This window comes from Mesorhizobium sp. B2-4-15 (assembly GCF_006658505.1).
Taxonomy (GTDB): domain Bacteria; phylum Pseudomonadota; class Alphaproteobacteria; order Rhizobiales; family Rhizobiaceae; genus Mesorhizobium.
In genome coordinates this window covers 160622-185768 of the sequence record NZ_VFUZ01000006.1, presented here as the reverse complement: position 1 = coordinate 185768, position 25147 = coordinate 160622, and the positions used below count along the sequence as shown (strand labels likewise).

General features: G+C 63.1%; 23 protein-coding genes. 17 read left to right on the top strand and 6 right to left on the bottom strand.

Translation table 11 applies throughout. The annotated features are described in order from the left end of the window. Window positions 1-17 precede the first annotated feature (17 nt). The 4 genes from FJ930_RS30705 (at window position 18) to FJ930_RS09920 (ending at window position 4375) form a co-directional block, all read left to right on the top strand. The gene (locus tag FJ930_RS30705; RefSeq protein WP_281408900.1) at window positions 18-1988 is read left to right on the top strand and encodes a DUF2817 domain-containing protein; all 1971 of its coding nucleotides are present in this window, start codon (window positions 18-20) and stop codon (window positions 1986-1988) included. 72 nt (window positions 1989-2060) lie between these two features. Further along, the gene (locus FJ930_RS09930; RefSeq protein ID WP_141837179.1) at window positions 2061-2858 is read left to right on the top strand and encodes a transporter substrate-binding domain-containing protein; all 798 of its coding nucleotides are present in this window, start codon (window positions 2061-2063) and stop codon (window positions 2856-2858) included. A gap of 85 nt (window positions 2859-2943) precedes the next feature. After that, the gene (locus FJ930_RS09925; protein WP_140746471.1) at window positions 2944-3651 is read left to right on the top strand and encodes an ABC transporter permease subunit; all 708 of its coding nucleotides are present in this window, start codon (window positions 2944-2946) and stop codon (window positions 3649-3651) included. Window position 3652: 1 nt separating this feature from the next. Then, complete coding sequence (locus tag FJ930_RS09920; RefSeq protein ID WP_141837177.1) at window positions 3653-4375, top strand: ABC transporter permease; 723 nt, start codon at window positions 3653-3655, stop codon at window positions 4373-4375. A gap of 52 nt (window positions 4376-4427) precedes the next feature. Here FJ930_RS09920 and FJ930_RS09915 read toward each other — a convergent pair whose 3' ends face one another. Beyond that, the gene (locus tag FJ930_RS09915; RefSeq protein WP_210245353.1) at window positions 4428-4766 is read right to left on the bottom strand and encodes a GNAT family N-acetyltransferase; all 339 of its coding nucleotides are present in this window, start codon (window positions 4764-4766) and stop codon (window positions 4428-4430) included. After that, complete coding sequence (locus tag FJ930_RS09910; protein WP_246676863.1) at window positions 4756-6258, bottom strand: VOC family protein; 1503 nt, start codon at window positions 6256-6258, stop codon at window positions 4756-4758. The genes FJ930_RS09915 and FJ930_RS09910 overlap by 11 nt, the downstream gene beginning before the upstream one ends. Here FJ930_RS09910 and FJ930_RS30350 point away from each other — a divergent pair. Then, window positions 6169-6411 (top strand): hypothetical protein, encoded by a 243-nt coding sequence (locus FJ930_RS30350; protein ID WP_246676865.1) that lies wholly within the window; start codon window positions 6169-6171, stop codon window positions 6409-6411. The genes FJ930_RS09910 and FJ930_RS30350 overlap by 90 nt on opposite strands. Window positions 6412-6607: 196 nt before the next feature. On the opposite strand, the gene FJ930_RS09905 is transcribed toward FJ930_RS30350, so the two are convergent. Together FJ930_RS09905 and FJ930_RS09900 are read right to left on the bottom strand one after the other, a co-directional pair. Then, window positions 6608-7219 carry an alpha/beta hydrolase gene (locus FJ930_RS09905; protein WP_141837171.1) on the bottom strand — a complete coding sequence of 204 codons (612 nt, stop codon included), beginning with the start codon at window positions 7217-7219 and terminating at the stop codon, window positions 6608-6610. 57 nt (window positions 7220-7276) lie between these two features. Further along, window positions 7277-8209 carry a ring-cleaving dioxygenase gene (locus FJ930_RS09900; protein WP_141837169.1) on the bottom strand — a complete coding sequence of 311 codons (933 nt, stop codon included), beginning with the start codon at window positions 8207-8209 and terminating at the stop codon, window positions 7277-7279. Window positions 8210-8323: 114 nt separating this feature from the next. Between FJ930_RS09900 and FJ930_RS09895 the strand changes: the two genes are divergently transcribed. After that, window positions 8324-9223, top strand: coding sequence for a LysR family transcriptional regulator (locus FJ930_RS09895; protein WP_141837167.1), 900 nt, complete (start codon window positions 8324-8326; stop codon window positions 9221-9223). Window positions 9224-9241: 18 nt separating this feature from the next. Beyond that, window positions 9242-10327 carry a maleylacetate reductase gene (locus FJ930_RS09890; protein WP_141837166.1) on the top strand — a complete coding sequence of 362 codons (1086 nt, stop codon included), beginning with the start codon at window positions 9242-9244 and terminating at the stop codon, window positions 10325-10327. Between the two features lie 247 nt (window positions 10328-10574). Here FJ930_RS09890 and FJ930_RS09885 read toward each other — a convergent pair whose 3' ends face one another. Continuing rightward, window positions 10575-11015 (bottom strand): Lrp/AsnC family transcriptional regulator, encoded by a 441-nt coding sequence (locus FJ930_RS09885; protein WP_140612158.1) that lies wholly within the window; start codon window positions 11013-11015, stop codon window positions 10575-10577. 135 nt (window positions 11016-11150) lie between these two features. Between FJ930_RS09885 and rocF the strand changes: the two genes are divergently transcribed. Both rocF and FJ930_RS09875 read left to right on the top strand, forming a co-directional pair. After that, a complete protein-coding gene (rocF, locus tag FJ930_RS09880) occupies window positions 11151-12083 on the top strand; it encodes an arginase (RefSeq protein WP_141837164.1) in 933 nt (310 codons plus the stop codon). A 2-nt stretch (window positions 12084-12085) separates the two neighbouring features. Further along, window positions 12086-13141 (top strand): ornithine cyclodeaminase, encoded by a 1056-nt coding sequence (locus FJ930_RS09875; protein WP_141837311.1) that lies wholly within the window; start codon window positions 12086-12088, stop codon window positions 13139-13141. Window positions 13142-13249: 108 nt separating this feature from the next. Here the strand turns inward: FJ930_RS09875 and FJ930_RS09870 are convergent, their stop codons facing one another. Next, window positions 13250-14032: a helix-turn-helix transcriptional regulator gene (locus tag FJ930_RS09870; protein WP_141837163.1), complete on the bottom strand. Its 783-nt coding sequence runs from the start codon at window positions 14030-14032 to the stop codon at window positions 13250-13252. 110 nt (window positions 14033-14142) lie between these two features. On the opposite strand from FJ930_RS09870, the gene FJ930_RS09865 reads away from it, so the two are divergent. The 8 genes from FJ930_RS09865 (at window position 14143) to FJ930_RS09830 (ending at window position 24946) form a co-directional block, all read left to right on the top strand. After that, complete coding sequence (locus FJ930_RS09865) at window positions 14143-16284, top strand: hydantoinase/oxoprolinase family protein (RefSeq protein WP_141837162.1); 2142 nt, start codon at window positions 14143-14145, stop codon at window positions 16282-16284. 14 nt (window positions 16285-16298) lie between these two features. Further along, a complete protein-coding gene (locus FJ930_RS09860) occupies window positions 16299-18494 on the top strand; it encodes a hydantoinase B/oxoprolinase family protein (RefSeq protein ID WP_141837161.1) in 2196 nt (731 codons plus the stop codon). 6 nt (window positions 18495-18500) lie between these two features. Then, window positions 18501-19007 (top strand): acetone carboxylase subunit gamma, encoded by a 507-nt coding sequence (locus FJ930_RS09855; RefSeq protein ID WP_141837160.1) that lies wholly within the window; start codon window positions 18501-18503, stop codon window positions 19005-19007. Further along, a complete protein-coding gene (locus tag FJ930_RS09850) occupies window positions 19007-19786 on the top strand; it encodes a glucose 1-dehydrogenase (RefSeq protein WP_141837158.1) in 780 nt (259 codons plus the stop codon). Before FJ930_RS09855 ends, FJ930_RS09850 begins: the two co-directional genes overlap by 1 nt. 51 nt (window positions 19787-19837) lie before the next feature. After that, the gene (locus FJ930_RS09845; protein ID WP_141837156.1) at window positions 19838-20665 is read left to right on the top strand and encodes an SDR family oxidoreductase; all 828 of its coding nucleotides are present in this window, start codon (window positions 19838-19840) and stop codon (window positions 20663-20665) included. Between the two features lie 86 nt (window positions 20666-20751). Next, window positions 20752-21690, top strand: a complete 939-nt coding sequence (locus FJ930_RS09840) for an ABC transporter substrate-binding protein (RefSeq protein ID WP_141837154.1) — start codon at window positions 20752-20754, stop codon at window positions 21688-21690. Window positions 21691-21785: 95 nt separating this feature from the next. Further along, a complete protein-coding gene (locus FJ930_RS09835; protein WP_141837152.1) occupies window positions 21786-22847 on the top strand; it encodes a betaine/proline/choline family ABC transporter ATP-binding protein in 1062 nt (353 codons plus the stop codon). Beyond that, on the top strand, window positions 22844-24946 hold the full coding sequence (locus FJ930_RS09830) for an ABC transporter permease subunit (RefSeq protein WP_141837150.1): 2103 nt from the start codon (window positions 22844-22846) through the stop codon (window positions 24944-24946). The genes FJ930_RS09835 and FJ930_RS09830 overlap by 4 nt, the downstream gene beginning before the upstream one ends. The last annotated feature ends 201 nt before the right edge of the window (window positions 24947-25147 follow it).

Genomic DNA, 25147 nt, shown 5'->3' with positions numbered 1-25147 from the left:
GTCGCCCGGCGGGACCAATGGTACGCCATGAAGAGCCGGCGCCCTATGCCTCGGATTTCGCCGGCTTGCGCCGGGGATTTCGCGAAGCGGCCAAGCGGGCGGGCGCGGAACTGTCGGAACATATTCATCCGCTGAACGGACCGGATGGCGAGGCTCTGGCGACCGATGTGGCGCTGCTTGGCCGCCGCGATGCGCCGAAACTGATCGTGCTCATCTCCGGAACGCATGGCGTCGAAGGTCCGTTCGGCTCGGCTTGCCAGACCGCTTGGCTCGGCCAGAAGAACCTGCGCCGCTTGCCCGACGACACGGCGATCCTCGCCATCCACCTCATCAATCCCTGGGGCACGGCGTGGTCTCGGCGCGTCAATGAAGACAATGTCGATCTCAACCGCAACTTGATCGACTGGTCGTCGGGCGCTCCCGTCAACAACGGCTATGCCGGCTTGCACGACGCGCTGGCCTACCATGAATGGGAAGGGCCGGATCGCATAGCGGCCGACGAGAAGCTCGCCGCGGCGCGCAAGAAACTCGGGCATGCCGGGTTGGCGGCAATCGTCGAGGCCGGCCAGTACGAATTCGCCGACGGGCTGTATTACGGTGGCGGCGGTCCCGTCTGGTCGAACCGCACCTTGCACGAGATCCTGAAGACTTTTGCCGGCGGGGCGCGCCAGGTCATCGTCTTCGACCTGCATACCGGCGCCGGGCCCTATGGTTATCCGGCTCTGCTCTCGGTGGCGAGTTCCGAGCATCCCGGCCTTGCCTGGGGCAAATCCATCTTCGGGCCGGCGCTTGCGACAGTCCTGACAGGTCCGGGCGTCAAGACGGGCACAGGCATCGCGGCGACCGCGACCGGCTATGTCTCCGACGCCGTCCGCAAGGCGATGCCGAACGCGCGCGTGCTGCCTCTAGTCGTCGAATGCGGCACGCTCGACGGCCCGACCGTGATGGAAGCGGTGCAAGCCGACAACTGGCTGCATCTGTTCGGCAAGCTCGATTCGCCGCTGGGCAAGCGGATCCGGGAAACGCTGCGCTCGGCGTTCATTCCGGACGATGCGGATTGGCAGCGGACCTGCCTGTCCAGCAGCCTGCGCTATTTCGATCGTGCACTGGCGGACCTGCAGGCTGTCGAGATCGGCCAGGACGAGGCCGTCGGGAGCGAACAAACGTCGCCAACCGTTCGCGCCGCGATGGTTGCCGAGGCTCCCGCCCAGGAACCGAAGCCCACGACGCCAGCCGTGCAGATCGACGAACTTCACAAGAGCTTCGGCTCCCTTCTGGTGTTGAAGGGGGTCAATCTCACGGCCCATGCCGGGGAGGTGATTTCCATGATCGGCTCGTCCGGATCCGGCAAGAGCACGTTCCTGCGTTGCATCAACCTCCTGGAGCAGCCGGATGGCGGCAAGGTCGCCATCGACGGCGAGGTCATCAAGATGAAGCCGCTGTCGAACGGCCGAGTCGGGCCGGCCGACATGGCGCAGGTCGAACGCATCCGCGCCCGCGTCGGGATGGTGTTCCAGAACTTCAATCTCTGGCCGCACATGACGGTGGTGGAGAACATCATCGAGGCGCCCCGGCATGTGCTGAAAGAGCCCCGCGAGAAGGCCATCGAACACGCCCATGCGTTGCTGAAGAAGGTTGGTCTTGCCGACAAGCACGCCCACTATCCTGGCCAGCTTTCCGGCGGCCAGCAGCAGCGGGCGGCGATCGCCCGAACGCTTGCGATGCGGCCCAAGGTCATCCTTTTCGACGAACCGACATCGGCGCTCGATCCCGAATTGGTCGGCGAGGTGCTGCGGGTGATCCGCCAACTGGCGGAGGAAGGCAACACCATGATCCTCGTCACGCACGAGATGCAGTTCGCGCGCGAGGTCTCCCACAAGATTCTGTTTCTCCACCAGGGAAAGGTGGAGGAGGAGGGTGCGCCCGCGGAGCTGTTCGGCAGCCCGCGCTCGGAGCGTTTGCGTCAGTTCCTGGCGCGCACGCAGTGAGGAACCACACCCTCGAAGCGTTCGGTTCGCACCGGACAACGGCAATGAAGATCAACAACAAGGGGAACTGACATGAAACTGAAAGTCTTGACGCTGCTCGCCTTTCTCGCGGGAAGCATGGGCGGCGCATTGGCCGCCGAAGGCGAATTGTCCATCGGAACGGAAGGCGCCTACCCGCCATGGAGCATGTCCGACGCCAATGGCAATGTCACCGGTTTCGACGCCGATGTCGGCGCATTGCTCTGCACCAAGCTACAAGTGAAGTGCCACTTCGTCGTGCAGGCCTTCGACGGGTTGATCCCGGCGCTGAAGGCCAAGCGCTTCGACGTCATCATCTCGGGCATGTCGATCACCGCCGATCGCAAGAAGGAGATCAATTTCAGCGTCGGCTACGCCGAACTGGCCAATATGTTCGTCGCGGCCAAGGGCTCTGATCTGGCCGCCATCACCGACGTCGACACGCTGCTGAAATCGCTCGACGGCAAGAAAGTCGGCGTGCAGGCCGGCACGACGCACGCGCATTTCCTCGAGAAGCGTGCGCCGAACGCCGACCTGAAAACCTACGATACGCTCGACCAGATGCAGATCGACCTTGCGAGCGGCCGTATCGACACCGCTTTCGCCGATCAATCGGCCTTGCAGGACTTTCTGGACAAGCCGGATGGCAAGAACTTCCAACTGGTCGGTGTCGAGATCAAGAGCACGTTCGATCCGACGCTTGGCGAGGGCATCGGCGTCGGCATCGCGCAGGACAACACCGAACTCAAGGCCAAGATCGACAAGGGGCTTTGCGAGCTGATCGCCGATGGTTCGGTCGGCAAGGCCAGCCAGAAATGGTTCAAGACGGACATTTCCCGGCCCTGCCAATAACGCCGTGGACTTCTATCGCATGTGCCCGGGCAACCGGGCGCATGCATCCGGGCTTCGTATCCTTCGCGCAGACTAGGGCACTCACATGGAATTCGGTCTCTGGCAGGTTTGGGAAGCGGGTTGGGTGCCCGCGATCTTGCGCGGCGCTTCGATAACGATCCTCGTCGGTCTCGTCAGCATGGCGGCCGGGTTGGTGATCGGCATTGTCTGCGGCCTGATCAAATGGGCCCGGATATTTCCGCTTTCGCTCCTGGTCGATGCGTATACGTCGCTGGTGCGCGGCGTGCCGGAGCTGCTCATCATCTACCTCTTGTTTTTCAGTTCGGTTGAATTCGTGACCAGGGTCGTGACGGCTTTCGGCTATGCCGGCGTCGCGGAGAGCGGCTATGCGTTCGTCATCGCGGTCATCGCCATCGGCGCCATCTCCGGCGCCTATTCGACCGAGGTCGTGCGCGGGGCGCTCGGCGCCATCCCGAATGGGCATATCGAGGCCGCTCGCGCGCTCGGGCTGCCAGGCGGTCGGATCTTTCGCCGCATCATCGCCCCGCAGATGCTGCGCATCGCGGTTCCCGGCATCAACAATGTCTGGCAGACCACCATCAAGGACACGGCCCTGGTCTCGGTGGTTGGCCTTCAGGAACTGATGCGCATTTCATTCATCGGCGCCAATTCCACCCGCCATCCGTTCATCTTCTATCTGATCGCGGCGGTGGTTTATCTCCTCATCACGCTTGCAAGTCAGGCCGGGTTCGACGGGATCGAACGCCTGCTCAGGCTGCGGACAAGAAAGTAGCATGATGGAACTCATTCACCTTGCGGTTCCCGTTCTGCTCAAGGGCCTGTGGGTAACGGCCGCGCTGACGTTCGTTTCGGTGCTGATCGGCTCCAATCTGGGCCTCGGCCTGGCGCTGATGCGCCTGTCCTCGAACCGCCTTCTGTCAGGCTTCGCCAAATACTACAGCAACGTCTTTCGCGGGACGCCGCTGCTGGTGCAGATTTTCCTGTTCTACTACGGGCTCGGCCAGCTTCCCCTGATCAAGGACAACGCGGCTTTGTGGTGGGTGATCAGCGACGGCGCGCGCTGCGCCGTCCTGGCCCTAGCGCTGAACACGGCCGCTTACACATCCGAGATCCTGCGCGGCGGATTGATGTCGGTTCCGGTCGGGCTTGTCGAGGCGGCCCAGGCGTGCGGCATGTCGCGCACGCTGCGGTTCCGGCGCATCGAGTTCCCGCTCGCCATCCGCCAGGCGCTGCCGGCCTATGGCAACGAACTCATCCTCGTCGTCAAGGGCACCAGCCTCGCATCGACAATCACGGTGCTGGAAATCACCGGCTATGCCAAGCGGCTGATGAGCCAGACCTTCGCGATCTTCGAGATTTTCGCCATCGCCGGGGTGCTCTATCTGGTGATCAATCTGCTGTTGATCGCGATCATCCGCTCCATCGAGCGTTTTCTCATGCGGCACGAGACCTCGTCACGCCGGGTTGCGGCCGCACCGTCTTCGGCAGCCTCGTGACGGTGCTTCCCCTCGACGCGCCAGCGGCGAGCGAGCTACAAATCCGGATGGATCAACCGTGCTTCCCGGGATTGGGCTCCGCGCCCGGAGGCAGCGTCATGACGTCGGCCCATTCGGGATGCTTGCGATATTGCGCGCGGACATAGGGACATATCGGCAGTATCCTGAAGCCGCTCCTGCGTGCATCTTCCACCATGAAGGAAACCAAGGCCGCGGCAGCGCCAGTTCCCCTCAGCGTTTCCGGCGCACCCGTGTGATCGGCGCTGATCAGATCGGCGCCCCTCTTCGTGAAGGTGATCTCGGCCTCTGCGGCGATCCCCTCTATGCGGGCCACATAGCGTCCATGCCGCTCACCGGTTTGTTCCTTGCTGATTTTGATGTCAGCCATGATCTTCTCCGTTGTTCCTGCCAAACCACTCCTGTGCGACCAACGTATCCTGCGGGACAAGTTCATGCCCTGCATCGATAGTGTGCACCTCCAGCGTCGCGCCGGACGCTGCGAGCCAATTCGCCAGTCGGGAGCCGTCACCCAACGGATCGCGCGAGCCGGAGACCATCAGAACGCCAACGTTGCTCAGGTCGGCCGTGGGCAAGGTCTCCAGCACCGGCATTGATCGCAAAAAGATCGCCCGGCGGATGACTCCCGGTTGCAGACCAATCATCGCGGCGGCGAAATTCGCGCCGTTGGAAAATCCGAGAAAGCTTATGCGTCCGGATTCGAGCCCATAACCCGTGATGGCGCCTTCCACGAAGGCCGCGAAGGCCTCAGCCTCGGCTTGGATGTCGGCCTGATCGAAGGTGGTGGCCGTCATCCGGCGGAACCAGCGCGCGCTTCCCTCTTCGTGACTGCGTCCGCGCACGCCGAGCAATGTCGCGCGCGGCGCTATCCGATGCGCCAGCGGCATCAGATCCGCCTCGGTCCCGCCGCTGCCATGCAGCAGGATGATTGTGCTGCCGTCCGGATTTTCGGGTGTATGAAAGCGATGCACGAATGGCAGGTCGCGCCGTGGCATACGCGCCTCTCCAGGCAAGGCGAACTGCGGCAACATGATCCGAAGATCATCGGCGCGGTCCTTGTCGACCGGAGGCAGCATCAAGGTTGTCCCCAGTTGCTCCGCCGCTTCGTCGACGGTGAAGCCCGGCCCGTCCGTTGCCACTTCCAGCAAAGTGCCCGCGGGCTCGCGCACATAGAGCGACGTGAAATAGCGCCGGTCGTGGACATTGGTGGGCGACGAATTGAGCCGCGACAGTTGCTCCCGCAATGCATCAATGGCCGCGGTGTCCGGGGCACGGAATGCAACATGGTCGGCCGTACCGGTGCCGGGAATGCCAGGGACATAGCCAGAGCCGTCACGGATGTCGACGGCATCGGTATCGGACAGAAGACGCGTGATAATGCCCCGGCTGGGACCACGCCGATAGCCGAACCTCTCGACGAAAGCGGCGGTCTCTTCCGGAACTTCCGACAGGATCGTCACGGCCCGCAACCGACGCGGGGCGATCTCGGCTTTGCCCCATGGATGCGTCGCGGAAAGATCGGAAGCGACCAGTTTCACGATGATGCCATCCGGGTCCTTCAGTCTCAGGACAGCTTCGCCGAATTCGTGCATCGGCCCGTCAACCGCAACGCCATATTTCAAGGCGCGCGTCATCCATTCGCCAAGGCTGGCCGGAGGAACCGCGAAGGCTATTTCAAAAACCTGGCCATTGCCCACGCGCCCCGGCGCGCCGTCTTCCCAGACAAGGAAGGTGACGAGTGAACCTGGAGATCCAAGCCCATCCCCATAGAAAAGATGGAGCTGTTCGGCATCCTCATAACCGCCTGTGCGCTTGACCAGCCGCAACCCAAGGAAACCGGCATAGAAATCGACATTCGCCTGCACATTGCGGGTGATCAGGGTGACGTGATGGATGCCGCTTGGCTGATGGCTGCTCATGTCGGCATCCTGTCTGTCGGGTTTATATGCATGAAGGCGGCCCGTCGGCGCATCGGGGGAATGGCATTGCTTAAGATCAGTGACCTGAAGCGTCGATAGCGGGACGAGAAAATTCGGCGTCGTCTCCGGGCGGCGGGCGGAATCCAGACCTGTCTTGCGGCATCGAGCCTCTCACCTGCCCCGCCTCAAATTTCTGGCCCGCAATCGAAGTGGATACTCTCGTTCTCGAAGATCGGTCAAACATGCGGTCGCAGCGACCGGCTGGGTAACGGAAAACCGGTCGCCGCAAGGCGCCTTATGGGCCGCGGGTCAGGAAGGTGGCGACGGCATCGATCTCCTGCTGCCTGACCTCATGCCCGCCATCGTGCAATTTTAAATCGACCTTCGCGCCCTGGCCTTCGAGATAGCCGGCCAACGCCTCGGTCAAAGGCAGCGGGCAGATCGGATCGCGCCTGCCGGCGGTGATCAGAACCTCAAGCGATCGAAGACCCGGATTGGGTCGCGGCGACCAAGGGATCAGCGGGTGCATCAGCACCACCCGGTCGAAGAGCTCTGGTGCATCGAAGATTACCGAAGCGAGAATGTTCGCGCCGTTGGAGTAGCCGAGTCCGAGGACCGTTGCGCTTTCATTCGCTTCCCGGTGGGCGCGGATGAAATCGGTCATCTTCCTGGTACGGGTCGCAAGGTCCGCCATGTCGTAGACACCTTCCGCCTTGCGGCGGAAAAAGCGGTTTGCGCCATGCTCGGACACGTCGCCTCGCGGCGAGATGATGCCGGCTCCGGGCAGTATCTGCCCTATCAGACCGGTGAACTGTTGTTCGTCGCCGCCGGTTCCGTGGAACGCGAAAACAAGCGGAGCCCCGATTTCGGGCTGCTTTGCGAAATGTCGGTAAGCGTCACGAGACATGATGTTCTCCTATTCACCGAAGGCCGCCGGCCGGAGCCGGCGGCGGGATTTCCGATGTCAGTCGACGATGGGTGGGAGGATCTCTTCGATCCGGTCGCGCAGGTTGACGTGCTGAAGCGGCAACTTCAGCGCCTCGCCGAGATGGGCGGTGTCCTCGTCGCGATTGAATCCGGGTTCATGCGTCGCCACCTCGAACAGGACACCTCCGGGCGTGCGGAAATAGATGGCCCAGAAATAGTCGCGGTCGATAACCGGGGTGACGTGATAGCCCGTGTCCATCAGTGCCTTGCGCACCTCGGCCTGGGCCGCTCTGTCCTCGACCGCGAAGGCGACGTGATGGACCGAGCCGGCACCCTGGCGTGCCGCCGGGGCGCCGGGCAACACCTCGATGTCGACGAAGTCGGCGCCATTGCCGCCCTTGATGGCGTAACGGGTCAGCGCTCCCCGCCGATCGGCTTCCTCGTAGCCCATATATTTCAGGAGTTCGCCCGTCGCACCGCCGTCACGCAGCCGCATGGTCACTCCGTGGAATCCGTGGACACCCTCGGCGGTCGGCACCGTTCCGCCGGCGAAGGGCTGACGCTTGTCGCCATCGACTTCAGTCAGGGCAAATCCGTCGCCATCCGGGCCGAGGAAGCGCAGGCGCTTCTCCCCGAAAGCTTCGACCTCTTGCAGTCCGAGCACGCCCTTGCCGGCAAAACGCTCTTTCCAGTAGCCAAGCGTTTCCTTCGGCACCGAAAACACGGTTTCGGAGACCTCACCGGCGCCGCGATTGCCTTTGGCGATATGCGGGAACGGGAAATAGGTCATGACAGTGCCGGCGGAACCGACCTCGTCGCCATAATAGAGGTGATAGACGTCCGGCGCGTCGAAATTGACGGTTTTCTTGACCCGGCGCAGGCCCAGCGTCTTGGTGAAAAAGTCATTGTTTTCCTGTGCATCGGCAGCCATCGAAGTGACGTGATGCAGTCCTTTGATCTGGGTAAGCACGGTAGTGTCCTCGCTCTTGGTTGTCTTCGTTGAGCAACAGATAGCCCCCCACTTTCGCCCTCGGAATAGGCATAATCTTGCATTGATTGTTGCCTCTATCGTAATAATCTCCGAATGGGCGAACTCGAATCTCTGCGCGTATTCCTGGCCGTCGCCGAACAAGGCAGTTTTGCCGGCGCGGCGCGCCAGCTCGGCATGACGCCAGCCTCGGTGACGCGCACCATCGCCGGGCTTGAACGGCAGCTCGGCGTGCAATTGCTGGTGCGCACGACGCGGCAGGTGTCCCTGACATCCGCCGGAGCCGTCTACGCGGCGCGCGTGGCGCCTCTTTCCCTGGGGCTCGTCCGAGCGGCCGAGGAAACCCGCGAGGCTCAGGGCATAACGTCCGGTGGCATCCGCATCAGCGCCCCGCTTTCACTAGGGCTGAAAGTGCTACCCCCCGTACTCTCGCAATTCGCGATCCTGTATCCGCAGACGCACGTCTCCCTGGCGCTTTCCGACGGGTTCGTCGACATCGTCGAAGAGGACTACGATCTCGCGATCCGGATTTCCGGACCGCCCGTCGACAAGTCGACCATCTGGCGCAAGATAAGGGAGGTGCCGCGGGTGCTGGTTGCTGCCCCAAAATATCTGACCTCCCGCGGTACCCCGCAGTCGCCCGACGATCTGGCGGAGCATGATTGCCTCAGCTACGGGTCGGATGCGCGCGATGAGCAGTGGGAACTCTCGAAAGGCGGCGGCCGGCGAACCCACAAGGCAACCGGCGCCTTCAGCTCCAACAGTGGCGATCTGCTCGCCCGACTTGCCCTCAACGGCGAAGGGATCGTGCTCTTGCCCCGGTTCATCGTCGACGATGATCTCGCCGCTGGAGGGCTGGTGGAGGTTCTTGCGGACTGGACCACTCCGCAGATCTGGCTCACGCTCTACTATCCGCCTTACGAAAAGCTACCGCTCCGGGTTGCCACCTTCTCCGATTTTTTCGAAGCTTATATCCAGGAAATCCGCTCGTTCTGAGCCGGAGAAAGCAGGCCGATGTCATCGTTTCTACCTGAATTCGCATTCTCCCAGGCAGCAGTCCGGGTCCGGTTTGCTCCAGGGGTTCGCCATGACACCGGCGCCGAGGTCGAGCGCCTCGGCTGCAGGCGCGCGATCATAATTTCGACCCCCGGCCAGGTCGCGATGGCGCACGACCTGAGGACGGATATGGGCGACCTCGCTGCAGGCGTACTGCCGCTCGCGCAAATGCACACGCCCGTGCCGGTGACCCAGGAGGCCATGTTACAAGTTGGACAAATGGACGGGGATTGCCTGGTCGCGATCGGCGGTGGATCAACCGTTGGGCTTGCCAAGGCGCTTTCACTGAGAACCGGACTGCCGCAAATCGTGCTGCCGACGACCTATGCCGGCAGCGAAGCCACTCCGGTGCTCGGTCAGACCGAAGACGGGGTCAAGACGACGTTGACGGATGCCCGGGTTCAGCCCCAGGTCATCCTCTACGACGCAGAACTTATCCGTTCGCTGCCGGCTTCGACGACCGTGGCAAGCGCGCTCAACGCCATGGCGCATGCGGCCGAGGGGCTCTATGCGCGCGATCGCAATCCGATATCGACGCTTCTCGCGACAGAGGGGCTTCGAGCGTTCCGGAGGGCGTTGCCCGACGTCTGCCGCAATCCTCGGGATCTCACGGCGCGTGGCGAGACCCTCTATGGGGCATGGCTGTGCGGCACTGTGCTCGGGCAAGTCGGCATGGCCTTGCATCACAAGCTATGCCATGTGCTGGGCGGCTCCTTCGGCCTGCCTCATGCCGAGACCCACGCGGTAATGCTGCGCTATACGATCGCTTTCAACGCGACCGCCACAGGTGCCCTTCTGGATCCGATGCGCGAAATCTTTGATGACGGCGACGTCGGTTATGCACTTGCAATCTTCGCGGACGGCGTCGGAGCGCCACGGGCCTTGCGTGAGCTTGGAATGCGCGAAGCGGATATCGCCGGCGCAGCAGATATTGCGATGTCGGCCGCCTATTGGAATCCGCGGCCGCTGATACGCGACGAAATCCTCGGTCTGCTGAGATCGGCGTGGGCCGGGGAGGACCGCAGCCAAGGCAGCAAGGGCTGAAAAAAGTTCCAATGACAAATGGGTGCGGCCGCACGAAGACGTCACAGGTGATCCCGAACGGCTGACCAGTTTCGTTCACACCAGCCGTCGTGACGGATGCTGGTCCTGACCAATCTGCAGGGACAGCGATGTACCGGATCGCTTGAACCCGCGCCTCACCGTAGACAGCGGGTTCGCCGTCGCCACGCACATGCTGCTGACCCGCAAGTTCGGGGAATGAAGACCCCGACCGTCATTATCCGCAGGGCTAGGCCAGCCGTGCCCGAGTCGTGCGCGGCGTTGCCAGGAGGAGGCTCGTCTCGCTGCCGGTTATGCCGGGAATGAGGCGAATGCGGCGCAATACAGCATCAAAATCGGTCAACGACGCCGTCCCGAGTTCCACCACAAGGTCCCAGCGGCCATTGGTAGTGTGGATGTCCGAAACCTCGGGGAAGCCCCCTAACGATCGCACCACACGATCGGCGGCGTGGCCTTCGATCTCGATCAGCATGATACCCCGAATGCGCTGATCGACCGCATCGGCGCGGAGCACGACCGTGTAGCCGATGATCTGGCCGGACCGTTCAAGCCGCTCCATGCGCGCCCTGACCGTGGCGCGTGAAACACCGAGATCAACGGCGAGGTCAGATACGCTGCGCCGCCCGTCGTGCCGAAGCAAGGTCACGAGCCGTTCGTCTAAAGAATCCATTTGTGCTGCCATTTAGATCAGAATCGGTGCCGATATGATAAAATAGCCTTGTCGGATTGCCAATTTAATATGTTCACGTCGCCATGCCGCCATGGTTCCTTCCCGACTATTCAAGCGTTGCCAGCGGGAGAAACCATGCGTTGCAGAATCGTCGGGGCGCCGGTGCAGGACGGCGCCGGCAGAATGGGATGTGAAATGGGTCCGAGTGCGCTGCGGACCGCCGGACTTTCCCAGGTGCTGTCGGGCCTCGGCCACACTGTCGAGGATTTGGGTGCCGTCCAGCCGGTTCCGACAAGACGCCTCGTGCACGGCAACCTGGCACTGAAGGCCCTGCCTGAGGTATCGGCCTGGACATCCGCCATCGCCGAGGCCGCCTACGCTGCGAGCAAGGATGCCATGCCGATCTTTCTCGGCGGCGACCATTCGATCTCGGCCGGCACCGTATCGGGCATCGCCCGCCGCGCCGCCGAAAGCGGGCGTCCGCTATTCGTGCTGTGGCTCGACGCGCATCCGGACTTCCACACGCTCGACACCACGGCCAGCGGCAATCTGCACGGTGTTCCGCTCGCCTATGCCAGCGGCCAGCCGGGTTTCCGCGGCTATTTTCCGGATCTGCCGGCAGCGGTCGATCCCTCGCGTATCTGCACCATGGGCCTGCGCAGTGTCGACCCGGCCGAGCGAACGGCGCTCAACGACGCGGGAGTAACCGTGCACGATATGCGCGCCATCGATGAGCATGGCATAGCTCCGCTGCTGCGTGCTTTCCTGGCGCGCGTGTCGGCGGAAGACGGCCTGCTGCATGTCAGCCTCGATGTCGACTTTCTCGACCCGTCGATCGCCCCGGCGGTCGGCACCACCGTTCCCGGCGGTGCCACTTTTCGCGAGGCGCATCTGGTGATGGAGATGCTGTCCGACAGCGGTCTCGTTTCCAGCCTTGACCTGGTCGAGTTGAATCCCTTTCTGGACGAGCGGGGCCGAACCGCGACGCTGATGGTCGACCTGACCGCCAGCTTGATGGGTCGCCGCATCATGGACCGCCCCACCCGCAGCCATTCGGGGAGCTTTTGATGATGACCACGGCAAAGCTGAACATCGTCCCCTTCGTCAGCGTCGACCGCATGATGAAGCTGGTGATTGCCATCGGTGTCGAGCGCTTCCTGACCGAGCTTGCAAGCTACATCGAGGAAGACTTCCGTCGCTGGGAACTGTTCGACAAGACGCCGCGTATCGCCTCGCATAGCCATGACGGGGTCATCGAGCTGATGCCGACAAGCGATGGGCGCCTCTACGGCTTCAAATATGTCAATGGCCATCCCAAGAACATGCGCCAGGGCTTGCAGACGGTCACGGCCTTCGGCGTGCTCGCCGATGTCGGCAGCGGCTACCCGATGCTGCTCACCGAAATGACTATCCTGACCGCGCTGCGCACCGCTGCCACCTCCGCTGTCGCGGCCAAGTATCTGGCGCCGAGCGGCGCGCGTACCATGGCCATCATCGGCAATGGCGCCCAATCGGAATTCCAGGCGATTGCCTTCAAGGCGCTCACGGGTATCGATCGGCTCAGGCTTTACGACATCGATCGGTCCGCCTCGCTGAAATGCGCGAAGAACCTTTCAGGCATGGGATTTGATATCACCATCTGCGGGACCGGGCAGGAAGCGGTTGAAGGTGCCGGGATCATCACGACCGTTACCGCCGACAAGCAGAACGCCACCATTCTCACCGACAACATGGTCGGCTCCGGCGTCCACATCAACGCTGTCGGCGGCGATTGCCCCGGCAAGACCGAACTGCATAAGGATATCCTGCTGCGTTCGGATATTTTCGTCGAGTTCCCGCCACAGACACGCATCGAAGGCGAGATCCAGCAACTGGCCCCCGACCATCCTGTAACCGAACTCTGGCAAGTAATCACCACCAAGGCCCAAGGCCGCCGAGACGCCAAGCAGATCACGCTGTTCGATTCGGTCGGCTTTGCGATCGAGGATTTTTCGGCGCTGCGCTATGTACGCGACCAATTGCAAGCGACCGGCCTCTACGAGGAACTCGACCTGCTCGCCGATCCCGATGAACCACGCGACCTGTTTGGCATGTTGCTGAGGGCGGCTATGCAGCCGGCAGCTTGAGGGTATCCAAGGTAACCCGAATTTCACCCATCCGATGAACTGGGCAGCCGCGACGTTGACCGGTTCGCTCCGATCGTCTTTCTGCGACACAGCTCGTTTCTGGTCCAGTTAGACTTCTGGATCGCGGCGCTGAAAGAATTGGAGGAAAAGCTCTCGCTCAGTCGTTATGTCGAGCTTGTCGTAGATGCGGCGGCGATGGTTCTTGACCGTGCCCACCGTGATGCCGAGCCGCTCGGCGATGGTGGCGGTCGGGTGGCCGGCCAGGACGAGCTGCACGAGTTCCCTCTCCCTGAGCGAGAGTTCCGGCCACAGGCTAACGGGGATTGTCGGTTTCTGTCGCGGTGAAGCGCCGGGACTTGTCGGCGCTGAGGTGCGGGAAAACTCGGCTCCGCGCGCCTTGATGTCGAGCGCGTGCAGTGCTTCGAACACCGGCAGCCGTTCGTCCAGCAAGGCGATCTCGCTTTCCTTGAACGAACTGGTCGAGCGATCGAGGAAGATGCCAAGACACCAGTCGCCGCCATCGGCCAGCATGATGCCGACCTCGTCGCAGATTTCCGACTGTGCCAGGAAGCCGGCTATGTACTGGCCGCGCTTGGCCTCCTCATCCGCCAGTCGCTTGAGCGGCATGATGCCCAGCCGGCGCTCGCGCCGCCACGAGGCATAGAACGGGTCGAACACATAGTAGTTGTCGAGATAGCGCCGGACCATTTCATCCGAGAAGCGCCGGTGCTTCACGAATTCCGGTGTCTGCGTCGTCGAGTAGCGCGTCACCGTGACGAGGTCGTGCTCGATATCCGCGCCGATCAGGTCGATCAGGCAATCGACATGCTTGTCCGTACCGGTGGCGGCGATCGCTTTGGCGAGCGGCGCCCAGATATTGCCCATGCGCATGCCTCTTTGTCGGCGACGAGTCTTCGCTCGTCATTGTGCCTTTAGGCATATGGCGCGATCTGGCCCGTTGAATCTAGCCTGTGGTCACTCTCGGCAAGGGAAGGCGACCCGTGGACCAGATTACCACCAACCCCATCGTTATCGGCATCGACGCCGGCGGCACCATGACCGACACTATCCTTGTCGATCAGGACGGCCACTTCAAGATCGGCAAATCGGCGACCACGCCGAAGAACGAGGCCGAAGGCTTCCTGGCCTCGGCCGAGGATGCGGCCGATGCCTGGGGCATCTCGCTGCAGGACCTCTTCTCGGGCGTCAACGTCGTGCTCTATTCCGGCACCGGCATGCTCAACACGCTGCTGTCGCGCACCGGCCGCAAGCTCGGCCTGATCACCACCAAGGGCCTCGAGGACATGATCTTGATGGGTCGCGGCCTGCAGGCATGGGCGGATTACTCCTATGCCGACCGGCTGCACGCGGTCACCCACCACCATCCCGATCCGCTGGTGCCGCGTCGCCGCACCCATGGCGTCACCGAGCGCATCGACCAGTTCGGCGACGTCATCCTGCCGCTCTACGAGCATGAGGTGCATGCCGCCGCGAAGAGACTGATCGCCGACAAGGTCGAGGCCATCTGCATCATGACCGTCTTCTCCCACGTCAATCCGGCGCATGAGAAGCGCATCGCCGAGATCTGCCGCGAGGAGATCGCCGCTGTCGGCGCCGACATCCTTGTCTACACCAGCCATGAGGTGCGGCCGGTGATCCGCGAACAGTCGCGGCTGAACTCGGTGCTGATCGAGGCCTATGCCACTTCGCGCGGCCGCAAGCAGCTCAAGGGCATCGAGGACGTCTCGAAGAAATACGGCTTCAAATATGGCGTACAGACGCTGCTCTCCTTCGGCGGCCTGACCTCGATCAATCATCCACGCCTGCACGAAACCATGATTTCCGGCCCGATCGGCGGCATCCTGGGCGCGGCCTATGTCGGCAAGCTGATCGGCAACGACTCGCTGATCTGCTCGGACATGGGCGGAACCTCCTTCGACATGGGCGTCATCACCCGCGGCCAGACGCGGATCGAGAATGAGCCGCTGATGGATCGTTTCAAGCTCAACGTGCCGACGCTGCATCTCGACACGATTGGCGCCGGCGCCGGCATGATCCTCAAGGTCGACCCTCTGACCAGGAAAGTCTCCCTCGGACCGGAAAGCGCTGGCTCCGATCCCGGCCCGATCTGCTTCGCCAAGGGTGGCACCGAACCCACCATCGCCGATTGCGACGCCATCCTCGGCCGTCTCAACCCGCATTACTTCCTGGGCGGCAAGGTCGTGCTGCAGGTCGAGAAGGCGCGCAAGGCCTTCGAGGAAAAGTGTTCCCGTCTGCTTGGCGTCGGCGTGGAGGAGGCAGCCGAAGGCATGATCGACATGCTGGAAGCCGACGCCAACAACGCACTCCGCCGCGTCATCTCGGGCCAGGGCATCCATCCGTCGGAGTTCACGCTGCTCTCCTATGGCGGCTCGGGTCCGCTGCACCTGGCCGGCTGCTCGCGCGGCATCGGCTTCAAGGACATCATCACCTTCCAGTTCGCCGCCGCCTTCTCCGCCTTCGGCTGCACAACGGCTGATTTCATGCGCCGGCATTCGGTGTCGACGCAGATCGACATCGGCGCGCGCGCAAGCGATGACCAGCTGGTGGCCTTCGGAACGAAAGTCACCGCCATCTGGGACGATCTCACCAAGGCGGCGGTCGACGAGATGATCGCCGATGGCCATAGCAGGGACAAGGTCAAGACCGTGCCGTTCCTGATGATGCGCTATACCGGCCAGCTCGAGGACGTCGAGGTGATGGCGCCGCTGTCGGCCATCAACTCGGCCGACGACATGCGCAAGGTGATCGACGAATTCGAGGCGGTCTACGCAAAGGTAAACCATCGCGTGTCGCGCTACGGCGAAGCCGGCTTCTCGATCACCGAGCTCGGGCTCATCGCCACCGCCGACAAGGTCAAGCCTGTGCTCCTGAAGCGCCCGCTCGGCAAGTCCGATCCGGCGTCGGCCCACAAGGGCGTTCGAGAGGCCTATATCGGAGGCCGCTGGCACAAGGCCGACCTCTACGAGATGGACCTTCTGCAGCCCGGCCACGAGGTGATCGGCCCGGCCATCATCGAACACCCCGCCACGACGCTCGTCGTCCATCCGCAAGACCGTGTCCATGTCGATGAGTGGACGCTGCTGCACTACACCCACGCTTGAGAAGGGCGAACGCCATGCTGGACAAACCCGCTTCCGCCCTGCGCATCCGCGAGCGGCTGATCGAATCCGAACGGCTCATGGAAGAGACCGGCTGCTACGACGGCATCACGGAACTTTCGCTGCGCAACCAGGATCCGCTGAAATTCGAGACGCTGCACACCAAGCTGCGCGCCTACTGCGTGTCGGCCCGCGAGATGGCGCGCCGCATCTCGGCCTCGCCTGGCGTGCGCGAGGTCGGCGAGATGGTGGTCGCCATCTACACGCCGGAAGGCGATGCGATCGCGCTCTCCAACGGCATCATGGTGCATGTGCACACGATGAGCCGCTTCATCAAATGGATGATCAGGCAAGGCTACGAAGAGAATCCCGGCATCGTCGATGGCGACATCTTCGCCAACAACGACGCCTTCATCGGCACCGTCCAGGTGCCCGACGTGATGGACGTGGTGCCGATCTTCCATTCGGGCAAGCTCGTCGGCTGGGCCGGCGCCGTCTGCCACGAACTCGAAGCCGGCGGCATCACGCCCGGTGGCGACGTGGCGCTGGCGCAGGAGCGTTTCACCGAGGGCCTGTTCGTCTGCGCCGAAAAGGTCGGCCAGAACGACGAGTTGCGGCGCGACTACGTGATCCGCTGCGAGCGCAATCTGCGCATGCCGATCTACTGGGTGCTGGACGAGAAGGCCAAGGTCGCCTCCTGCATCGACATGCGCGAAAGCGTCAAGGCGCTGATCGACGAGATCGGCCTCGACTACTGGATGAAGATATCGAAGGAGTTCATCGAGGAAGGCCGCCGCGCCCAGCTTGCCCGCACCCGCCAGCTGACCGTGCCGGGCATTTATCGTGGCCACACCTTCTATGGCCACGTCACCGCGGGCAAGCCGGGCTATCAGCCGCTCGGCGATCCCGACTGGCTCTACAACATGCCGATCGAGATGGAGATCACGTCAGGCGGCAAGATCATCATGGACTTCGAAGGCACGCAGCCCTGGGGCTACCATTCGATGAACTGCACGCCGGCCGGCATGGATGGCGGCATGTTCGTTACCCTGACCCAGCACATGAATTTCGAGGGTCTGGTCAATGACGGTGCCTGGATGGCGACCGAACTGAAGCTGCCGCATGGCACTTGGACCAATCCCGACAATGAGATGGTGGCGACCGCCACCTCATGGGCTTTGCTGCTGCCGGCCTACGGCGTGTTCCAACGGCTGCTGTCGCGCTCGTTCATCGCGCGCGGTTTCGTCGAGGAGGCCTTCGTCGGCCAGGTCAACAGCCCGATGATCGAAATGGGCGGCACCAGCCAGTACGGCTCGCTGTTCGGCATGGCGCATTTCGAATGCGCGGCCGCCGGGTCCGGCGCGCTGGCCATCAAGGATGGGCTCGACACCGCCTATGTCGGCTGGAACCCGGAATCCGACATGGGCAATATCGAGATATGGGAACAGAACATGCCGATGGTCTATATCGGCCGCTCCATCGTTCCCAATTCCGGCGGCGCCGGCAAATACCGCGGCGGCTGCTCCTTCCTGTCGACATGGCTGGTCAGCAAGACCGACCACCTGAGGCTGGTCACTTCCGAGCATTCCTCGCGCGTCTTCGACAATGGTGGCATGTGCGGCGGCTATCCGGCGCCGACCTGCCAGAAGCATCGCGCCGTGCGCGGTTCGAACATCTTCGAACTGGCTGAAAAAGGGGCGCCGCTGGCGCATCATACCGGCACCAACCCTCACCGGTCGGAACTCGAAGTCCGGTTGCAGGGCGAGCATGTGACGATGGAAGGCCCTTACATCACCGCGCCGCACAAGACAGGCGATGTCTTCACCCATTCCTACAATGGCGGCGGCGGCTATGGTGACGTGCTGGAACGCGATCCCATCAAGACGGCTTCGGATGTCGAGAACGGCTATCTCACCCGCGAAGCCGCCGAAGGCATCTTCGGCATCATGCTGGATGAGGATGCTGACGGCTATCCCGTCGCCAATATCGAGGCCACCAAGCGCCACCGCGCCGAGATGCGCGCGAAGCGGCTCGCCCAGGCAAGGCCGGTATCGGAGTGGATCGCGAAGGAGCGTGGCCGGGTCGAAAAGGCCGACTTCGCACCTGAGGTGAAGAAGATGTACGCCAGCGCGATGAAGCTGTCGCCGCGCTTCACCAAGGACTTTTCAACCTTCTGGAATGTCGACGCCAAGTCGGCCTTCGGCGTGGAGTAAGGGACCATGACCTCGTACAGCAAGGAAGTCATCGCCGATCTGGTCGCGGGCACGCTGCCCTGGCCACAGACGCGCCGCGTCATGAGTGCCTACAAGGACGACGACCGCTTCTTCAAATATGTCGCGGTGCTGCAGGATCGCGTCGGCTGGAAGGACCCGATCCTGCTGCCGGTCTCCGACCATCTGTTCATCTGCCAGAGCGGCGACGAGCGGGTGACCCGGTGCGAGTGTGGCCACTCCTTCGGCGACTACCGCAAGAACTGGAAGCTCAACGCATCCATCATCGTGCGCAACACCGAGGAAACGCTGCGCGAAATCTATCCCAACAGCGATTTGCCGGATCCCGAATGGATGGAGATCCGCGAGTTCATCTGCCCGCAATGCGGCACGATGCACGAGGTGGAGGCTGCCGCACCCGGCTATCCCATCGTGCACGATTTCGAACCGGACCTCGAAGGATTCTACCGTGACTGGCTGGGCAAGCCGCTGGAGCCGATGAACAAGGAAAGCTGATGGCAAAAACAGGTCGCGTTGCAGGCAAGATAGCGCTCGTCACCGGGGCCGGTCTCGGCCTCGGGCGGGCATCCGCGCTGCTTTTGGCGGCGGAAGGCGCGACGCTGGCCGTCAGCGACATCGATGAGGCGCTTGCCGCCGATACGGCGAGGCAGATCGAGAAGGCGGGCGGCGAGGCGTTGGCGCTTCGCCACGATGTCTCGAAGCCCGAGGACTGGCCTTGCGTCATGGCCGCGATCGAGGAGCGGTTCGGGCGGCTCGACGTTCTGGTCAACAATGCCGGCATCGCGATTGCCAGAAACATCGAAGACACCACGCTTGCCGAATGGCGGCGGACCATGGCCATCAACCTCGACGGTGTCTTCCTCGGCTGTCAGGAAGGCATCAAGCTGATGAAGCGTTCTGGCGGCGGTTCGATCGTCAACCTGTCGTCCATCGACGGCATCATCGGCGAGGCCGAGCTTGCCGCCTATTGCGCCTCCAAGGGTGGCGTGCGCACGCTGACCAAGGCGGTCGCCGTGCACTGCGCCGAACAGCGCTACGGCATCCGCTGCAACTCCATCCACCCCGGCTACATCTGGACCCCGCAGACCGAAAACTATCTGCGCGATCTCGGCACGCTCGACCAGGAAAAGGCCAAAGCGCTGTCGCGCCATCCGATCGGCTCCCTCGGCGAGCCCAACGACATCGCCTACATGGTCCTCTACCTCGCTTCGGATGAATCGAAATTCGTCACTGGCTCCGAGATGGTCGTCGATGGAGGCTATCTTGCCGTGTGAATTCCCGCCGGGCCTTGCCGCCCGCACCAAACCTTGTGGAGATCTCGCCTGATGACAAACCTTTCCGGCCGCAGCGCGATCGTCACCGGCGGGTTCTCCGGAATGGGGTTTGCGATTGCCACCGCCTTGGCAAGGGCCGGCGCCAACGTCGCCGTCGGCTCCTACATCGCCCCCGCAGGCGCCGACAAATCCGATGCCGCCTATTATCCCGGCGCCGGCGAGATCGAGCGCGTGCGTTCGGCGCTGTCGGCCCATGGCATCAAAGTTTATGCTGCCCATCTTGATGTGCGTGACAGCGACGTGACCAACCTTTTCGCCGCCGAGGCTGAAGCCGTCATCGGTCCCGCCGACATTCTGGTCAACGCCGCCGGCACAACGGCCGAGCAACCCGTCTGCGGTCATTCCGACACACTGTGGGACAAGATCGTCGACACCAACCTGACCGGCGCCTTCCGAGCCACCCGCGCTGTGCTGCCAGGCATGATCGGGCGCGGCTGGGGCCGCATCGTCAATATTGGCTCGACCGCCGCTACGGTCGGCTGGAAGGACAATCCGGCCTACTGCGCCTCCAAGGCTGGCCTGCTGGGCCTGACGCGTTGCGTGGCTCTGGAAGGCGCCTCGCACGGTGTTACCTGCGTCATGATCAGCCCGACCTGGGTAGAGACCGAACTGATGCGCCGCAATGTGGCGCAGGTGGTCGAGCGGGAGGGCAAGGGCCGCAGCGCCGAGGAGGTCATGGATGAATTCAGGAAGGGCAATCCTCAGGGGCGCATGATGCAGCCGGAGGAGATCGCAGCACTTGCCGTCTTCCTTTGCTCGGATATCGCCAAGGGCATCACCATGGAAAACATACAGATCACCGGCGGAGCATTGTGGTAGCATCCGCGCGGGATGGCTGCGGGCCTTCATGGGAGGAGGTCGGCAAAAGGTAAGGAATGAAAAAGTCCAACGACAGGGGAACCGACATGACAAGAACACTTGCCTTGAAAGGCGCCGGCGTCGGGCTGGCGCTTGTGCTTGCTGTAACCGCTCAGGGACGAGCCGCCGATCTCGGCGCTAAGGACGAGCCGATCAAGCTCGCCATGCTCGAATGGACCGGATCGCATGTGTCTACGCACATCGCCGGGCAGTTGCTTCAAAAGCTCGGCTACAAGGTCGAATACGTCACCGCCGGCAACTTCCCGCAATTCTCCGGCCTTGCCGACGGCACGCTGAGCGCCTCGGTCGAAATCTGGCTGAACAATGTCGGTGACATCTATCCCAAAGTGCTGGCCGAAAAGAAGATCGAGGACATCGGCAAGCTCGATCTCAAGACGCGGGAAGGCTGGATCTATCCAAAGTTCATGGAGAAGGTCTGCCCTGGCCTGCCGGATTGGAACGCACTGAACAAGCCGGAGTGCATCCAGGCGCTGTCGACACCCGAGACCGCGCCCAACGGCCGCTTCCTCGACTATCCGGCCGACTGGGGTTCGCGGGCCGCGACCATTCTGGCCGACAACAACATGCAGTACACCGCCGTGCCGGCTGGCTCGGAAGGCGCGCTGGTCGCCGAACTCGAGGCCTCGGAAGCCGCCAAGTCGCCGCTGGTCATGATGTTCTGGGGGCCGCACTACGCGCTGGCCGAAAACGATGTCGGCTGGATCACCATGCCGCCCTGTAAAGACAAGACCAACGAACATTGCATCACGCCACCCGATGTCGACAAGATCGTCTGGTCCGGCTTCGGCGCCAAATGGCCTGCCGCCTATGCCTTCCTCAAGGCGTTCAAGATGGATGCCACCGAACAGCAGAAGATGATGCTGGCGGTCGACAAGCAGGGCAAGGACCTCGACGCCGTCGTCAAGGATTGGCTCGACAAGAACGAAGCGGTGTGGAAACCCTGGGTCGACGCGGCCAAGGGGTGATCTCGGCCGATGCCGTGCCCAGGCACTGACGAGAATTGCCGCTCGGTTCCCGGTGATCCGGGAACTGGACGCTTGCTTGGTGCGGGCGGCCGACGATGAGCAAGGCGGTCCGAGAGATAAAACTAGCCTGCCGCAATGTCTGGAAGGTCTATGGGCGGCGTCCCGCCTATTATTTCGATTCACGCGGCTACATCATCGAACCCGACGTCCTGGCCGAGCGGCTGCGTGCCGAAGCGCATCTGCCCGCCGTGGTCGATGCCACCTTCGAGGTCGCCACCGGCGAGATCTTCGTCATCATGGGGCTGTCCGGCTCAGGCAAGTCGACGCTGGTGCGTTGCCTGTCGCGGCTGGTCGAGCCGAGCGCCGGCGAAATACTGCTCGACGGCCGCGACCTCTCGAAAGTCTCCGGCAAGGAACTGATCGAACTGCGCCGCCACGCCATGGGCATGGTGTTCCAGAATTTCGGCCTGCTGCCGCATCTCACCATTCTCGGCAATGTGGCGTTCCCGCTGAAGATCCAAGGCAAACCGGTGAAAGAACGCGAAGCCCGCGCCCGTGAGATGATCGCGCTCGTCGGTCTCGAAGGCCGCGAGACTTCTTTTCCGCACCAGCTTTCCGGTGGCCAGCAGCAACGCGTCGGCATTGCCCGTTCGCTCGCCGTCGGGCCGGAATTGTGGTTCCTCGATGAGCCGTTCTCGGCGCTCGATCCGCTCATCCGGCGGCAGATGCAGGACGAGTTCCTGCGTCTGCAGCGCATGCTGCAGAAAACCATCGTCTTCATCACTCACGACATGGCCGAGGCCTTCCGGCTGGCCGACCGGTTGGCCATCATGCGCGCCGGCAAGATCGTTCAGATCGGCCGCCCTGCCGATATCGTGCTCAATCCCGCCGACGACTATGTGGCGCAGTTCACCGAGGACATGCCGCTGTTGCGCGTCATCAAGGCGGGCGATCTGGCGGCGCCGGCGAACGGAGCCACGATGCCGGACGAAAGCGTCGCTGCCGGTGCCAGCCTCGAGGACCTGATCCCACGTCTGGCGTCCGGTATCGGCGCCTTCACCGTGCCGGGCGAGGGCGCCAGTCCGCCGCGGCTGCTTGGCGCCGGTTCCGTGCTTGCCGTGTTGGAGCGGGAACAGAAAAGGCGCACACGGCTGTGACCGCGCCAGCCGCATCGTTTCGATCCTCGCCCAGGGTCGCGATCGAGCCGGCGCTTCTACCCTGGTACGCATTCATCGTGCTGACCGCATTATGTCTCGTGCTGAAGGCCGATTTCCCCTGGCTGGTGACATTTCCGAAGGAATGGACGCTGCCGTTCGCACCGGCCATCAATTTGGTCACCGATACGGTCGTGACCGTCGTCCAGCCCGCATTCCGCGCCCTGTCCGCTGTGCTCGATGCACCCATGCGCGGCGCGCGCCTGGTGCTGGTATGGCTGCCGTGGCCGGCGGTGATGCTGGCGGTCGCGGCGCTTGCGCTGAAATCGAGCGGCATTCGGCTGGCGGTCTTCGCCGTTCTGGCGCTCGCCTACATCCTGTTTGCCGGCTACTGGCCGCAAAGCATGAGCACGCTGTCGCTGGTGCTGCTGGCCGTCCCGATCTCCGTTGTGCTCGGCTTTTGGCTTGGCGTGCTGGGTCATGGCAGACCGGGGCTGCGGCCCGCACTGCTCGGCGCACTCGACCTGATGCAGACCGTGCCGGCCTTCGCCTATCTCATCCCGTTGCTTCTTTTGTTCGGCTTCGGCCCTGTTGTCGGGCTGATCGCCAGCGCCATCTATGCGACGCCGCCGATGGTGCGCAACACCATGCTCGGGCTCGACCGCGTGCCATCCGATATCAGCGAGGCCGGGCTGATGAGCGGCTGCACGCGCCGCCAGCAATTCTGGCAGGTCGAAGTGCCGACCGCGCTGCCGCAAATGCTCGTCGGCTTCAACCAGACGACGATGGCGGCGCTCTCGATGGTCATTGTCGCCGCCATCATCGGCGGCTTCGAGGACATCGGCTGGGAGGTGCTGTCATCGATGCGCAAAGCCGAGTTCGGCCAGAGCATTCTGTCCGGACTGGTCATCGCGCTGCTCGCCATCCTCGTCGATCGCCTGACGATCGGCTTCGCCAGGGAACGGCCGACCGGACCGACCGCCGCCATGACATGGATGACCGGTCGCAGGCTTGCGATGTTCCTGTTTCTTGCCGCCGTGCTGGCGATTGCCATTCGTGTCTTGTGGCCTGTCGAGACCTTGCCAGCCGGCGGGCTGCGCATGCAGGTCGGCGGTGTCAATCAATGGCTGCTCGGCCTGGTCCGCGACTACGCCTGGTTCTTCGACGATATCCGCAACAGCGTCCTCTATTGTCTGTTGCTGCCGCTCAGGATCGGCATTTCGGGAGCCGCCACGCCTGCACTCTGGGGCTTTGCGCTGTCGCCGCCGATGACGGCTGGATATTGCGCGCTGATCCTGGGCGTCGCCGCACTGTCGGCGCACCGCTTCGGGTGGCGGGCCGCCGTGGCCGCACTGGCGGCGGGCCTGGTCCTGTTCACCGGCTTCCTCGGCCTGCCCTGGCCGGTCTTTATCCTCGGCATCGCCTTGCTTGCCGCACAGGTGGCGGGCATCCGGCTTGGCCTTTTCGCGCTTGCCGGCTTTACCCTGATCCTGGTCAACGGGCTGTGGCCCCAGCTCATCCAGTCGCTCTACCTCTGTACGCTGGCGGTGCTGCTCTGCTTGATCATAGGCGGTGCGCTTGGTGTCTGGGCCGCCTACAGCGACCGCGTCTCGCGCATTCTGAAGCCGATCTGCGACGCACTGCAGACCATGCCGCAATTCGTCTTCCTCATTCCGGCACTGATGTTCTTCAAGGTCGGCGAGTTCACCGCGCTGATCGCCATCATGCTCTACGCCATCGTGCCGCCGATCCGTTACGTCGAGCATGGCTTGCGGCATGTGCGTGTCGATGTCGTCGAGGCGGTCGAGCAGATGGGCGCGACGCCTGCCCAAACATTGTTGCAGGCCAAGCTGCCGCTGGCCCTGCCGGTGGTGATGCTGGGGCTCAACCAGACCATCATGGCAGCCTTGTCGATGCTCGCGATCGCAGCCCTTGTCGGCACGCGCGATCTCGGGCAGGCGGTCTATGTCGCGCTCGGCAAGGCCGATGCCGGCATGGGCCTGATCGCCGGCCTGTCCATCGCCTTCCTGGCGATCCTGGCGGATCGCATGGTAGCGGGATGGGTGGGGGGTCGGACCCTGGTCCCTGATCGAGGCGCCTAGATGTTTAGTTCTGGCAATTCGGTGGAACGCATCGGGGATGAAACGCTCAGGGTTTCCTTGCGGATGCATCCGCGGCCAAGGTTGCGGGCCGCGACGAAGTCGGCAAGATGCCGACGCAGGCGTTCGTGGCTTGGCTGGGGCCTGGGTTGCATAATAGTGCAGACTGAAGCCAGTGTCGAAGACCTCAGGCTTGACCATTGC

Bases quoted from the DNA above. Each gene is read 5' to 3' on its own strand.
- FJ930_RS30705 (WP_281408900.1), top strand. From the start codon at position 18: ATGGTACGCCATGAAGAGCCGGCGCCCTATGCCTCGGATTTCGCCGGC.
- FJ930_RS09930 (WP_141837179.1), top strand. From the start codon at position 2,061: ATGAAACTGAAAGTCTTGACGCTGCTCGCCTTTCTCGCGGGAAGCATG.
- FJ930_RS09925 (WP_140746471.1), top strand. From the start codon at position 2,944: ATGGAATTCGGTCTCTGGCAGGTTTGGGAAGCGGGTTGGGTGCCCGCG.
- FJ930_RS09920 (WP_141837177.1), top strand. From the start codon at position 3,653: ATGATGGAACTCATTCACCTTGCGGTTCCCGTTCTGCTCAAGGGCCTG.
- FJ930_RS30350 (WP_246676865.1), top strand. From the start codon at position 6,169: ATGGAGCTGTTCGGCATCCTCATAACCGCCTGTGCGCTTGACCAGCCG.
- FJ930_RS09905 (WP_141837171.1), bottom strand. From the start codon at position 7,219: ATGTCTCGTGACGCTTACCGACATTTCGCAAAGCAGCCCGAAATCGGG.
- FJ930_RS09895 (WP_141837167.1), top strand. From the start codon at position 8,324: ATGGGCGAACTCGAATCTCTGCGCGTATTCCTGGCCGTCGCCGAACAA.
- FJ930_RS09890 (WP_141837166.1), top strand. From the start codon at position 9,242: ATGTCATCGTTTCTACCTGAATTCGCATTCTCCCAGGCAGCAGTCCGG.
- FJ930_RS09885 (WP_140612158.1), bottom strand. From the start codon at position 11,015: ATGGATTCTTTAGACGAACGGCTCGTGACCTTGCTTCGGCACGACGGG.
- rocF (WP_141837164.1), top strand. From the start codon at position 11,151: ATGCGTTGCAGAATCGTCGGGGCGCCGGTGCAGGACGGCGCCGGCAGA.
- FJ930_RS09875 (WP_141837311.1), top strand. From the start codon at position 12,086: ATGACCACGGCAAAGCTGAACATCGTCCCCTTCGTCAGCGTCGACCGC.
- FJ930_RS09870 (WP_141837163.1), bottom strand. From the start codon at position 14,032: ATGCGCATGGGCAATATCTGGGCGCCGCTCGCCAAAGCGATCGCCGCC.
- FJ930_RS09860 (WP_141837161.1), top strand. From the start codon at position 16,299: ATGCTGGACAAACCCGCTTCCGCCCTGCGCATCCGCGAGCGGCTGATC.
- FJ930_RS09855 (WP_141837160.1), top strand. From the start codon at position 18,501: ATGACCTCGTACAGCAAGGAAGTCATCGCCGATCTGGTCGCGGGCACG.
- FJ930_RS09850 (WP_141837158.1), top strand. From the start codon at position 19,007: ATGGCAAAAACAGGTCGCGTTGCAGGCAAGATAGCGCTCGTCACCGGG.
- FJ930_RS09845 (WP_141837156.1), top strand. From the start codon at position 19,838: ATGACAAACCTTTCCGGCCGCAGCGCGATCGTCACCGGCGGGTTCTCC.
- FJ930_RS09840 (WP_141837154.1), top strand. From the start codon at position 20,752: ATGACAAGAACACTTGCCTTGAAAGGCGCCGGCGTCGGGCTGGCGCTT.
- FJ930_RS09835 (WP_141837152.1), top strand. From the start codon at position 21,786: ATGAGCAAGGCGGTCCGAGAGATAAAACTAGCCTGCCGCAATGTCTGG.